The following is a 12,956-nucleotide window of genomic DNA, read 5'->3' as shown; positions in this document are numbered from 1 at the left end:
ATCAGGAAGAGGTAACCCGGTTGAAGACCAGGTTCAAAGCGGTCGCCGCCACGGCGGTGGCGCTGATGCTGTCCGCGGGCCTTTCCGCGTGCGGCGGAGGCGACGGCGATGGCGAGTCGTTCGACACCTCCCCGGCCGACGCCGCCCTCACCGGCATGGCCAACCCGTCCGACGTGAAGGGCGGGACCCTGCGGTTCGGCCACTCCGACGACTGGGACTCGCCGGACATGGGCAATACGTATTACGCCTACTCCCAGAACTTCGGCCGCCTCTACAGCAGGTCGCTGACCACGTTCAGCCCCGAGCCCGGCAAGACCAAGGACCTGGTCCCCGACCTCGCCGAGAACCTGGGCGAGGTCAGCGAGGACGGCCTGACCTGGACGTACAAGCTCCGCGCGGGCCTCAAGTACGACGACGGGACCCCGGTCACGTCCAAGGACGTCAAGTACGCGGTCGAGCGGTCGAACTTCACCACGGAGCTCACCCAGGGCCCGCACTACTTCAAGCAGTACCTCAAGGACAACAAGGAGCCCTACAAGGGCCCCTATGACGACAAGTCCGAAAAGGGCCTGGAGTCCATCGAGACCCCCGACGACACCACGATCGTCTTCCACCTGAACCAGCCGTTCGCGGAGTTCGACTACCTCGTCTCCATGCAGACGCAGCCGGTCCCACAGGCCAAGGACACCGGTCTGGACTACCAGAACGCGATGCTGTCCACCGGCCCGTACAAGATCGACACGTACGAGCGCGGCAAGGTCATGAAGCTGTCGCGCAACACCAACTGGGACCCCGCGACCGACCCGATCCGCGCGAACCACGCGCTGCCGGAGAAGATCGAGGTCACCCTCAAGGTCGAGGCCGCCGACCTGGACAACCGGCTCATGTCCGGTGCCCTCGACGTCGACATCGCCGGCGTCGGCGTCCAGCAGGGCGCCCAGCCGAAGATCCTCGGCCAGAGCGCCAACCGCGCGAACTCCGACAACCCGGTCGCGGGCTACCTGCGCTACCTCGGCGTGAACCCGAACGTGAAGCCGTTCGACAACGTGCACTGCCGCCGCGCCGTCCAGTACGCGCTGGACAAGGTCTCCACCCAGACCGCGCACGGCGGCCCCGAGGCCGGCGGCGCCGTCGCCACCACCGTGATCCCGCCGAGCGTGTCGGGCTACAAGGAGGCCAACGCCTACCCGTCGGGCGCCGACAACCACGGCGACCTGGAGAAGGCCAAGGCCGAGCTCACCGAGTGCGGTCAGCCGAACGGTTTCAAGACGACCCTGTCGGTCCGCTCCGACCGTGACAAGGAAGTCGCCGCCGGCACCGCCGTCCAGCAGGGCCTGGCCCGCATCGGCGTCACCGTCGACATCCAGAGCGTCCCGGCCGGTGACTACTTCGGCAAGTACGCGGGTGCGCCGAAGTGGATCCGCGACAACAACGTCGGCCTGCTGTCCATGGCGTGGGCCGCCGACTGGCCGTCGGGCTACGGCTTCCTCTCCCAGATCGTCGACAGCCGCACCATCCGCGACTCCGGCAACACCAACATCCAGGAGACCAAGCTCCCCGCCGTCGACAAGCTGCTCGACGACGCCGCGAAGAACACCGACATCAAGCAGCGCGAGGCGATCTACACCCAGATCGACGAGCTGGTGATGGAGGACGCGACGATCCTGCCGCTCGTCTACGCCAAGATCCTGCTGTACCGGCCGACCAATGTCACCAACCTCACCATCACCGAGGGCTACGGCGGCATGTACGACTACCTGAACATCGGCGTCCGCTAGTCCGCCTGCCGCACGCTGCATCAGAAGGTAGGTGAAAGGCCAGCAATCCCGGGCCCGTCCCTCGCGGACGGGCCCGGTCCCGGCCGCCGCCAGTGTTGTCATTCATCATCCGCCGCCTCATCGGAGCGGTCGCCATGCTGGTGGTCACCAGCATGGTCACGTTCGGCATCTTCTTCGTCCTGCCGAAGCTGGCCGGGCAGACCACCGACCAGATCGCCGTCACCTACGCGGGCAAGGCCGCGACCGAAGAGGTCGTCGAGGACATCAAGACCCGCCTCGGCCTCGACGATCCCATCGCCGTCCAGTACGCGAGGTTCGCCAAGGGGATCGTCGCCGGGCAGAACTTCGACAACGGCCCCAGTGAGATCTGGTGCCCGCCGCCCTGCCTCGGCTACTCCTTCCGCACGTCCCAGCCGGTTCTGCCGACCCTCATCGACCGCGCGCCGGTCACCCTGTCGCTCGCCCTCGGCGCGGCGGTCCTGTGGATCGTGTCGGGCGTGGGCATCGGCATCCTGTCGGCGCTGCGGCGCGGCAGCCTGTTCGACCGGGCCGCGATGGTCACCGCGCTCGCGGGGGTCTCGCTGCCGATCTACTTCACCGGTCTGCTGTCATTGGCGATCTTCGCCTACGGGTTGAAGCTCTGGCCGATGGGCGTCAAGTACGTGCCGTTCACCGAGAACCCCGCCGACTGGGCCTACAACCTCATCCTGCCCTGGATGACCCTGTCGTTCCTGTACGCCGCCACCTACGCGCGGCTCACCCGTTCGGGGATGCTGGAGACCATGGGCGAGGACTACATCCGCACCGCCCGGGCCAAGGGTCTGCCCGAACGCACCGTCATCGGCAAGCACGCGCTGCGCGCCTCGCTGACCCCGATCCTCACGATCTTCGGCCTGGACCTCGGGGTGCTGCTCGGCGGGGCGGTGCTCACCGAGAGCACGTTCGGGTTCCCCGGGCTCGGCGCCCTGTCCATCCAGTCGATCTTCACCGGCGACCTGCCGATGGTGATCGGCGTGGTGCTGGTGGCGACCGGGTTCGTGGTGTTCCTGAACTTCCTGGTGGACGTCCTGTACGCCGTCGTCGACCCGAGAGTGAGGCTTTCGTGAGCAAGGGAGAGCCCACCGGGGCCGTGCCCGCAGAGGCCGGACCGGGAGAGGCGCCGCCGCCCGCGCAGGGCGGCGGCGAGGGCCGGAGGCCGTTCCTCGAGGTCCGTGACCTGCGCATCCACTTCCCGACCGACGACGGCCTGGTCAAGTCCGTCGACGGGCTGTCGTTCTCGGTCGAGCGGGGCAGGACCCTCGGGATCGTGGGGGAGTCGGGGTCGGGCAAGTCGGTGACGAGCCTCGGCATCCTCGGCCTGCACAACCGCGAGAACGCCCGGGTCGCGGGCGAGATCTGGCTGAACGGCAAGGAGCTGGTCGGGGCCGACCCCGACGACGTGCGCAGGCTGCGCGGCCGCCACATGGCGATGATCTTCCAGGATCCGCTGTCGTCGATGCACCCGTTCTACTCCGTGGGCGCGCAGATCATCGAGGCGTACCGGATCCACAACAAGGTGTCGAAGAAGGTCGCGCGCAAGCACGCCGTCGACCTGCTGGGCCGGGTCGGGATCCCGACGCCGGACAAGCGGGTGGACGACTATCCGCACCAGTTCTCGGGCGGTATGCGGCAGCGCGCGATGATCGCGATGGCGCTGGCGTGCGATCCGGAGCTGCTGATCGCCGACGAGCCGACGACGGCTTTGGACGTCACGGTGCAGGCGCAGATCCTCGATCTGCTGCGCACCCTCCAGCAGGAGTTCAACTCCGCGATCATCATGATCACGCACGATCTCGGGGTGGTCGCCGAGCTCGCCGACGACGTCCTGGTCATGTACGGCGGCAGGTGCATCGAGTACGGGAACGTGGACGACATGTTCCACCGCCCCCTGCACCCCTACACGTGGGGGCTGCTCGGCTCGATGCCGCGGCTGGACCGGGACCGGTCCGAGCGGCTGCTGCCGGTGAAGGGCTCGCCCCCGTCGCTGATCAACCTGCCGTCGGGCTGCGCGTTCCATCCGCGCTGCGCCTACGCCGACCGGACCGACGGGCTCAGCCGGACCGAGGTGCCCGAGCTGCGGACCGAGCTGGAGCCGACGCACCGCGCGGCCTGCCACCTGGACGCCGCCGAGCGCCGCAGGATCTGGGCGGCGGACATCGAGCCGCTGCTGTGAAGGGCGGACCGGAAGAGGAGAGCCCGGAGAGGGAGAGCATGTCCACCGAAGCACCGCACACCCCCGCGCAGCCGCTGCTGGAGGTGACGGACCTGCGCAAGCACTTCCCGGTGAACGCGGGCCTGCTGCGCCGCCAGGTCGCGACGGTCAAGGCGGTCGACGGGGTGTCGTTCTCCGTGGCGAAGGGCGAGACGCTCGGCCTGGTGGGGGAGTCGGGCTGCGGCAAGACCACCACCGGCCGGATGATCATGCGGCTGGAGGATCCGACCTCGGGCGGCATCAGGTTCGAGGGCCGGGAGATCGCGAACCTGTCGCAGAGCCGGATGCGGCCGCTGCGCCGCGACATCCAGATGATCTTCCAGGATCCGTATTCGTCGTTGAACCCGCGCAAGACCGTCGGTTCGATCGTCGGAGCGCCCTATCACCTCCAGAACATCGAGACCCCGCAGGGCGTCAAGAAGGCCGTGCAGGAGCTGCTGGAACTGGTCGGGCTCAACCCCGAGCACTACAACCGCTACCCGCACGAGTTCTCCGGCGGCCAGCGGCAGCGCATCGGCATCGCCCGGACGCTGGCGCTCAAGCCGAAGCTGATCGTCGCCGACGAGCCGGTGTCGGCGCTGGACGTGTCGATCCAGGCGCAGGTCGTGAACCTGCTGGAGGACCTGCAGAACGAGCTCGGCCTCACCTATGTGGTGATCGCGCACGACCTGTCGGTGGTCCGGCACATCTCCGACCGCGTCGCCGTCATGTACCTCGGCCGGATCGTGGAGATCGCCGACCAGGCCGACCTCTACACCCGGCCGAAGCACCCGTACACGACCGCGCTGCTGTCTGCGGTGCCGATCCCCGACCCGTCGGCCCGCGAGGACCGCGAGCGGATCCGGCTCACCGGGGACGTGCCGTCGCCGCTGAACCCGCCGCCCGGCTGCCCCTTCCACACCCGCTGCTGGAAGGCGCAGGACGTGTGCCGGACCGACGTGCCGCCGCTCGCCGACACCGTTCCCGGACACGCCGTGGCCTGCCACTTCCCCGTGCCGGACCCGGAGCCGGCGGCCACCGTCGGCGCCTGACGCCCGCCGCCCCGCCCGCGACCCCCCGCCGGACCGCGCCTCCTCCGCAAGGAGGGGCACGGTTCGGCATCCCGGAGGGGGCGGGCACTGCCGAACGGCCCCTACTTTGAGGGGGTGAGCACTCCGATCCGCGACCTCAGAGCCTGGGCCGCCCGCTATCCGGAGGCCCTCGACGGGCTCGTAGCGCTGGCGCTGACCGCGGCGACCCTCGTCGACCTGTCCGGAGCCAGGGAGACCGCGCACTCCTATGCCGAGCCCGGCATCGCGGCCTACGCGCTGTTCATCGTCGTCACCGGCGCCGTGGCCTTCCGGCAGCGGTTCCCGGTGTGCGTCCTCGCGCTCATCGTCGTCGGCGGAGTCGTCCTGCACGCGGCCGGCGTCCAGCCGTCCGGCGAGGTCATCGCGCTGCTCCTCGCCATCTACACCGTCGCCGCGCACCGCCCGCTCGCCCGCAGCGCCCTCGCGGGCGGCGCCGCCATCGCCGTCACCGCGGTCCTGCACGCCACCGCCGGGCCCGGCGCGGTGTCCTTCAGCCTGTTCGTCGCGCTGCTCGCGGCCGTGTGGTGGGCGGGCCGCAGCACCCGCCTGCGCCGCTCCTACCTGGCCGAACTGGAGGACCGGGCGGCCCGGCTGGAGAAGGCGAGGTTCGCCGACGCCCGCGCCGCGCGCGTCGAGGAGCGCTCCCGGATCGCCCGGGAACTGCACGACGTCGTCGCCCACCACGTCAGCGTGATGACGGTGCAGGCGGGCGCGGCCCGCCGGATCCTCGACCGGGACCCGGAGCTGGCCCGCGAGTCCATCGAGACGATCGAGCAGGTCGGCCGGACCGCCCTGTCGGAGATGCGCAGGATCGTCGGGGTGCTCCGCACCGACCGGGACGCGGCCCCGCCCGGCCCTGAGCTGTCCCCGCAGCCCGGCGTGGAGGACCTGTCGGGCCTCATCGAGCAGGTCCGCGAGACCGGCCTCACCGTCGACCTGGACGTCGCGGGGGAGGCCCGCCGCCTGTCCACCGGCGTCGACCTCGCCGCCTACCGGCTCATCCAGGAGGCCCTCACCAACAGCCTCAAGCACGCCGGGCCGCACGCCCGCGCCTGGGTCCGCCTCAAGTACCGCGACCGCGACCTCATCGTGGAGATCTGCGACGACGGCCGGGGCGTCATCGACTCGGCCGCCGGATCGTCCGGCCACGGCCTCGTGGGCATGCGCGAACGCGTCGCCCTCTACGGTGGTGAGCTGAGGATAGGCCCCCGCACCGGCGGGGGCTTCCAGGTCCGCGCGACCTTCCCCCTGGAGGCATGACTGTGAGCACGGCGGCGACGAGGATCCTGCTGGTCGACGACCAGCCGCTGCTGAGGGCCGGTTTCCGGCTGATCCTCCAGGCGGAGCCCGACCTGACCGTGGTCGGCGAGGCGGCCGACGGCGCCGCGGCGGTCGAGGCGACCCGCACCCTCCTGCCGGACGTGGTCCTCATGGACATCCGGATGCCCGGCGTCGACGGCATCGAGGCGACCCGGCGGATCATCCGCGACCGGGCCGCCGCGCACGACCCGCGCGTGCTCATCCTCACCACCTTCGACCTCGACGAGTACGTCATCGAGGCGGTCCGGGCCGGGGCGAGCGGCTTCCTGCTGAAGGACGCCCCGCCCGAGGACCTCGTCGCGGCGATCCGGATCGTCGCCGACGGGGACGCGCTCATCGCGCCGAGCGTCACCCGCCGCCTCATCGACACCTACGCCGCCCGGCTGCCCGCGGTCCGTGAGGAGGCGCCGCCGCCCGGACTCGACCACCTCACCGAACGGGAGCGCGAAGTGCTCGGGCAGGTCGCGCGCGGCCTGTCCAACGCCGAGATCGCCCGGGAGCTCGTGGTGTCGGAGACGACCATCAAGACCCACGTCGGCAACGTGCTCGCGAAACTCGGCCTGCGCGACCGGGTCCAGGCCGTCGTCTACGCCTACGAGACCGGCGTGATCCGGCCCGGCGGGAGCTGACGACCCTGAGCGCCGGGGGCGGCGATCCCCGACACCGGAGGGGCGACGTCTAGGGGGACCCCCTCCTTCAGGGGGAGGACCGGGGGCGGCCTTCTCCTGCGGCCGGGGGAGCGGCAAGCCCGTCCCCGCGGCTGATCCGCCGCGGCGGCGGTTTCCCTAACGTTGTGCGTATCACCGCATCCGCTTCGTTTGGGAGATCCCCGTGTCGCACACCCCCGCCGAGCCGCCCGCGCCGTCCGGCGACCTGGCCGCGCGCGTCCTGCACGTCACCAAGTCCTACGGCACCGGAGACGCCGAGGTCAGGGCGCTCGACGACGTCACCACGGGCATCCCGCGCGGCAGGTTCACCGCCGTCATGGGCCCGTCGGGCTCCGGCAAGTCGACCCTGATGCACTGCATGGCCGGGCTCGACTCGGTCACCTCCGGGCAGGTGTTCATCGGCGACGCCGACCTCACCGGCATGGACGACAACCGCCTGACGCGCATCCGCCGCGACAAGGTCGGGTTCGTGTTCCAGGCGTTCAACCTGGTGCCGACCCTGACCGCGCTGGAGAACATCACCCTCCCCCTGGACATCGCCGGCCGCAGACCCGACCAGGAGTGGCTCGACCGCGTCATCGACACCGTCGGGCTCCGGCCGCGCCTCAAGCACCGCCCGTCGGAGCTGTCGGGCGGCCAGCAGCAGCGCGTCGCCTGCGCCCGCGCCCTCGCCTCCCGGCCCGAGATCATCTTCGCCGACGAGCCGACCGGCAACCTCGACTCCCGGTCCGGCGCCGAGGTCCTGGCGTTCCTGCGCGCCTCGGTCCGCGAGATGGGCCAGACCATCGTCATGGTCACCCACGACCCCGCGGCCGCCGCCTACTCCGACGAGGTCCTGTTCCTGCAGGACGGCCGGCTCGTCGGGACCATGCCCGACCCGACCGCCGACGCCGTCCTCGAGCGCATGAAGGGCTTCGACCTGCCGGAGGTCGCGGCCCGATGAAGACCGCCATGACGCGGGTCACCCTCCGCAACCTCGCCGCGCACAAACTCCGGCTCGTCCTCACCGCCCTGTCGGTGATCCTCGGCGTCGCGTTCGTGTCCGGCACCCTGATCTTCACCGACACCGCCAACAAGTCCTTCGACGACCTGTTCAACGACGTCTACGCGCACACCAGCGTCGCCGTCCGCGCGCACACCGACGACGCGTCCTCCGCCGAGACCGAGGCGGTCCGCACCGGCGTCCCCATCGCCGAGGACCTCAAGACCGCGATCGCCGCCATCCCCGGCGTCGCCGACGCGCGCGGCGAGGTCAACGGGTACGCCGCGGTCATCGGCTCCGACGGCGAGCTCATCGGCGGCGGCGGCCCGCCCCAGCTCGGCCTCGCCTGGAACGGTGACCCGTCGACCCCGCTCGCCGAAGGCGTCCCTCCGGCGAAGGAAGGCGAGGTCGTCCTCGGCGAGCGCACCGCGGAGAAGGCGAAGGCCGGCGTCGGGGACAAGGTCCGCATCGCGGTCCAGGGCGGCCAGCAGGACGCGGTCGTCACCGGCCTAGCCTCCGGCGACGGACTCGGCGCCACCTTCGTGTTCTTCGACACCGCCACCGCCCAGAAGCTCCTGCTGGAGCCCGGCCAGTACTCCCTCATCGCGGTCGAGGCCGCCGACGGCGTCTCCCAGAAGGACCTCGCCGCCAAGATCACGCCGCTGCTCCCGGCGGGCCTCGAGGCCGTCACCGGCGACGAGCTCAAGGCCGAGAACCGCAGCGACGTCAACGAGATCCTCGGCTTCCTGCGCAACTTCCTGCTGGCCTTCGCGATCGTGTCGATCGTCGTCGGCTCGTTCAACATCGTGAACACCTTCACGATGCTCATCGCCCAGCGCACCCGGGAGCTCGCGCTGCTGCGCGCCATCGGCGCCTCCCGCCGCCAGGTCACCCGCGCCGTCCTCGGCGAGGCGGTCGTCGTCGGCCTCGTCGGCTCGACCCTCGGCCTGCTCGTCGGCGCCGGGATCGCCCTGCTGCTGAAGTCGGTGTTCGGCGCGATGGGCCTCGACCTCGGCGGCGCCCTCGCCATCACGCCCGCCGCGGTCGCCTGGTCCTACGCCGTCGGCGTCCTCGTCACCTGCGCCGCCGCCTACTTCCCGGCCCGCCGCGCCGCGAAGATCCCGCCCGTCGCCGCCATGCGCGACGACATCGTCCTCCCGCAGCGCGGGCTGCGCGCCCGCACCGTCATCGGCACCGTCCTGGCCGCGCTCGGCGCGGGCGCGCTCGCCGCGGGCCTGGCCGGGACGGGCGACACCGGCGGCACCCTCGCCCTCATCGGCGTCGGCGTCCTGCTGGTGTGGCTCGCCGCGTCCGTGCTCGCCGCGGTCATCGGCAAGCCGGTCGTCCGGCTCCTCGCGAGCTGGTACCCGAAGGCGTTCGGCGTCTCCGGCCGCCTCGCCCGCGAGAACCCGCAGCGCAACCCGCGCCGCACCGCCGTCACCGCGGTCGCCCTCATGATCGGCCTGTCGCTCGTCACCACCGTCAACGTCATCGCCTCCTCGGCCAAGGCGTCCCTCGCCGACGTCGTGGACAGCCAGTTCGGCGCCGACTACATCGTGCAGACGATGAGCCCGGCCGGACTGGAGCCCGGCGTCACCGACGCGGTCCGCGCCGTCCCCGGCGTCACCTCGGTCCTCGGCGTCGGCCTCGGCGCGTTCACCCTCGACGGCGACACCGCCCAGTACGCGAGCGGCGACCCCGCGCCGCTGCTCGCGATGATCAACCGGGACGTCGTCTCCGGCACCGCGCAGCCGGGCCGCGACGGCATCCTGATCTCCGAGGCCAAGGCCGAGGAGGACGAGCTCGCCGTCGGCGACACCCTCAGCGCGGCCTTCCCCGACGGGAAGACCGAGACGCTGCGCGTCGCGGGGATCTACCAGACCAGCCAGTTCATCGGGAACTACGTGCTGCCGGCGGAGACCTGGCAGGCGCACACCCCCAAGGCGCTCCCCACCCTGCTGGCCCTGGACGCCTCGACCACCGGCGCCGCCGTCCACGGCGCCCTCGACAAGGCGGTCGCCGCCTACCCGGGCGCGGAGGTCCTGGACCAGGCCGACCTGAAGGAGGAGACGATGTCGGGGCTCGACCAGATCCTCGTCTTCTTCACCCTCATGCTCGCCCTGTCCGTCATCATCGCGGTCTTCGGGGTGGTCAACACCATCACCCTGTCGGTCACCGAGCGGACCCGGGAGATCGGGCTGCTGCGGGCGGTCGGCCTCAGCCGCCGCCAGACCCGCCGGATGATCCGCCTGGAGTCCGTCGTGATCGCCGTCTTCGGCGGCTTCCTCGGCATCGCCCTCGGCCTGGTCTTCGGCATCTCCATCCAGCGCAGCGGGGGAGAGGAGATGGCGATCCTGTCCATCCCCTACGTCTTCCTCGCCGTCTGCGCGCTGTTCTCCGCCCTCGTCGGCATCCTCGCCTCCCTGTGGCCGGCCTGGCGGGCCGGGCGCATGGACGTCCTCAAGGCCATCGCCACCCAGTGACGGCCTGACCCGACCGCGGACCCCCGGCGACGGCGCCGGGGGTCCGCGCCGTCTTCCCGGCGCGCGGTGCCCTGCCTGGTTTGCCGCGTCTTGGCCGCCTCGCCCGATTGCCTTGGGGCGTCCCGCGGGCATCCCAGGAGAAACGCCCAAGATCGGGAGGGACCCGCGATGATCGAGGAAATCGCCCGCCACTGGTGGCTCGTGCTCCTGCGCGGCATCATCGCCGTCCTGTTCGGGATCATCGCCTGGGTGTGGCCCGGCATCACCGTCATCGCCCTGGCCATCCTCTTCGGCGCCTACGCCCTCGTCGACGGCATCGCCGCCGTCTACCACGCCATCAAGGGCGTGCCGGGGCAGTCGCGCGGCTGGCTCGCGTTCACCGGCGTCCTCAGCATCCTCGCCGGGCTCATCGCCCTGTTCTGGCCCGGCATCACCGTGTTCGTGCTGCTGCTCGTCATCGCCTGCTGGGCCATCATCACCGGCGTCTTCGAGATCATCACCGGGATCTGGCTGCGCCGCAAGATCGACGGCGAATGGTGGTACATCGTCGGCGGGATCGTCTCGGTCCTGTTCGGCCTGCTGCTGCTCATCTGGCCCGGCCAGGGCGGCCTCGCCCTCATCTGGATCATCGGCCTGTTCTCGATCCTCGCCGGCATCGCCCTGATCATCACCTCGTTCCGGCTGCGCGGCCTGCGCGGGAAGGGCCCCGACCTGCCGTCCGGCCCGCCGCCCGCCGCCGCCTTCTGACCCCGGCCGGACCGCGCTGACCTGCGCCGGGAAACGATTTGCCGGGGAACGTCCCGGTCTGGCACCGTGACGGGACCCGTCCCCGAGCGCGCTGGAGCGGCCCCGTGAACCCCGGCACCGTCCTGCTGTCCGGCATCGTCGGCTCCACCGCCTACGGCCTGGCCACCCCGGCCTCCGACACCGACCGGCTCGGCGTCTACGCCGCCCCCACCTCGGCCTTCCACGGCCTCAACCCGCCCACCGGACGGCGTGCCTCCCACGTCACCGGAGGCCCCGACGGCGACGACGCCACCCTGCACGAGGCCGCCAAGTACGCGGGACTCGCCCTGGGCGTCAACCCCACGGCCACCGAGCTGCTGTGGCTGCCCGACCACCTCTACGAGGTCCGCACCCCCCTCGGTGACGCCCTCATCGCCCTGCGCGGCGGCCTCCTGTCGGCGGGCCGCGTCCGCGACGCCTACCTCGGCTACGCCACCGCCCAGATCCACCGCGCCGAGTCGGGCAAGAGCGGCACCCGCACCGCCAAGGCCGCCCGCCACCTCGCCCGCCTCCTCCACCAGGGCCTGGAGCTGTACCGGACCGGGCACCTGACCGTCGCCCTCCCCGACCCCGAGAAGATCCGCGCGTTCGGCGAGCGCTTCGCCGCCGCCCGCAGCCCCCTGCCCGACGCCCCGGACACCGAGGCCGCCGAAGCCTGGCTGCACACCGTCCGCGCCGCCCACTACGCCCCGCCGCCCCCACCCGGCGCCGCTCCTTGGCTCGTCGACCTCGACGGCACCGTCGCGCTGCGCGACCAGGGCATGGAACGGCCCCGCTCGCCCTACGACATGACCCTCGTCGGCACCGACCTGCCCAACCGGCCCGTCATCGCCGTCGTCCGCGCCCTCGCGGCCTCCGGCCACCCCATCGTCTACCTGTCCGGCCGCGGCGAACGCGCCCGCGCCGCCACCTCGGCCTGGATCGCCCACCACATCGGCGTCCCCGGGCTCGACCTCCTCATGCGCGCCGACGGCGACCACCGGCCCGACGAGATCATCAAGTCCGAGCTCTACCAGCGGCGCGTCCTGCCCGCGCACGGCCCCGCCGGGGGCGTCATCGACGACCGCGACAAGGTCGTCGCCATGTGGCGCGCCCTCGGCCTCACCGTCCTGCAGGCCGCCGACGGCGACTTCTAGTCACGCGCCCGCGCGTTGAACGCCACCACGTAGTCGGCGAACCGCGCCAGATCCTCCGCCGGCCAGTCCGCCAGCCGCTCCGCGAACAGCTCGTGCCGCCGCGCCGACGCCCCCGCCAGGGCGCGGCGGCCCGCCGCCGTGAGATGCAGCACCTGGGCCCGATGATCGCCCGGATCCGGGCGCCGCTCGATCAGCCCGTCGCGCTCCAGCGCCGCGACCTGGCGGCTCACCGTGGACTTGTCCAGCCGGTAGTGCGCGGCGAGGTCCACCACCCGGGACCCGTCGCGGTCCTCCAGCCGTGACAGCAGCGTGAACGACACGAGGGACAGCTCGGGGTGCATCCAGGCCGCGGCGGCCCGCGCCCGCCGCGCGAACGCGGTCATCTCCCGCTCGATGATCTCCACGGCGTCGTCCGGTGTCGGGTCTGGTCGCGTCATGGTTGTAGAGTACAACCATCTTCAGTCAGTTGTATTCTGCAACCA

Annotated in this window: 11 protein-coding genes; 10 read left to right on the top strand and 1 reads right to left on the bottom strand. The window is 71.6% G+C overall.

Going from position 1 to position 12,956, the window contains the following annotated elements; all coding sequences use genetic code 11:
- Window positions 1–20: 20 nt before the first annotated feature.
- From EDD29_RS30130 to EDD29_RS46525, 10 genes are all read left to right on the top strand, one after another.
- Window positions 21–1,778 carry an ABC transporter substrate-binding protein gene (locus EDD29_RS30130; protein ID WP_246053080.1) on the top strand — a complete coding sequence of 586 codons (1,758 nt, stop codon included), beginning with the start codon at window positions 21–23 and terminating at the stop codon, window positions 1,776–1,778.
- Window positions 1,779–1,870: 92 nt separating this feature from the next.
- Window positions 1,871–2,884 carry an ABC transporter permease gene (locus tag EDD29_RS30125; RefSeq protein ID WP_123667689.1) on the top strand — a complete coding sequence of 338 codons (1,014 nt, stop codon included), beginning with the start codon at window positions 1,871–1,873 and terminating at the stop codon, window positions 2,882–2,884.
- Window positions 2,881–3,990, top strand: a complete 1,110-nt coding sequence (locus EDD29_RS30120; protein WP_123667688.1) for an ABC transporter ATP-binding protein — start codon at window positions 2,881–2,883, stop codon at window positions 3,988–3,990. Before EDD29_RS30125 ends, EDD29_RS30120 begins: the two co-directional genes overlap by 4 nt.
- Window positions 3,991–4,028: 38 nt before the next feature.
- Complete coding sequence (locus EDD29_RS30115; RefSeq protein WP_123670765.1) at window positions 4,029–5,060, top strand: ABC transporter ATP-binding protein; 1,032 nt, start codon at window positions 4,029–4,031, stop codon at window positions 5,058–5,060.
- A 114-nt stretch (window positions 5,061–5,174) separates the two neighbouring features.
- Entirely contained in the window at window positions 5,175–6,359 is a 1,185-nt protein-coding gene (locus tag EDD29_RS30110) for a sensor histidine kinase (protein WP_123667687.1), read from the top strand.
- Window positions 6,356–7,048: a response regulator gene (locus EDD29_RS30105; protein WP_123667686.1), complete on the top strand. Its 693-nt coding sequence runs from the start codon at window positions 6,356–6,358 to the stop codon at window positions 7,046–7,048. Before EDD29_RS30110 ends, EDD29_RS30105 begins: the two co-directional genes overlap by 4 nt.
- Window positions 7,049–7,250: 202 nt before the next feature.
- Window positions 7,251–8,030: an ABC transporter ATP-binding protein gene (locus tag EDD29_RS30100; protein WP_123667685.1), complete on the top strand. Its 780-nt coding sequence runs from the start codon at window positions 7,251–7,253 to the stop codon at window positions 8,028–8,030.
- Between the two features lie 8 nt (window positions 8,031–8,038).
- Window positions 8,039–10,552 (top strand): ABC transporter permease, encoded by a 2,514-nt coding sequence (locus EDD29_RS30095; protein WP_123670764.1) that lies wholly within the window; start codon window positions 8,039–8,041, stop codon window positions 10,550–10,552.
- Between the two features lie 168 nt (window positions 10,553–10,720).
- Entirely contained in the window at window positions 10,721–11,299 is a 579-nt protein-coding gene (locus EDD29_RS30090; protein WP_123667684.1) for an HdeD family acid-resistance protein, read from the top strand.
- A gap of 104 nt (window positions 11,300–11,403) precedes the next feature.
- Complete coding sequence (locus EDD29_RS46525) at window positions 11,404–12,474, top strand: phosphatase domain-containing protein (protein ID WP_211360007.1); 1,071 nt, start codon at window positions 11,404–11,406, stop codon at window positions 12,472–12,474.
- Here EDD29_RS46525 and EDD29_RS30080 read toward each other — a convergent pair.
- Window positions 12,471–12,911 (bottom strand): MarR family winged helix-turn-helix transcriptional regulator, encoded by a 441-nt coding sequence (locus EDD29_RS30080; protein WP_123667683.1) that lies wholly within the window; start codon window positions 12,909–12,911, stop codon window positions 12,471–12,473. The two genes, EDD29_RS46525 and EDD29_RS30080, sit on opposite strands and share 4 nt — an antisense overlap.
- Between the last annotated feature and the right edge of the window lie 45 nt (window positions 12,912–12,956).

It is taken from the genome of Actinocorallia herbida (genome assembly GCF_003751225.1).
GTDB classification, from domain to species: domain Bacteria; phylum Actinomycetota; class Actinomycetes; order Streptosporangiales; family Streptosporangiaceae; genus Actinocorallia; species Actinocorallia herbida.
Note: the sequence above shows the minus strand (reverse complement) of the source record. Positions and strands in the feature narration are given on the sequence as shown.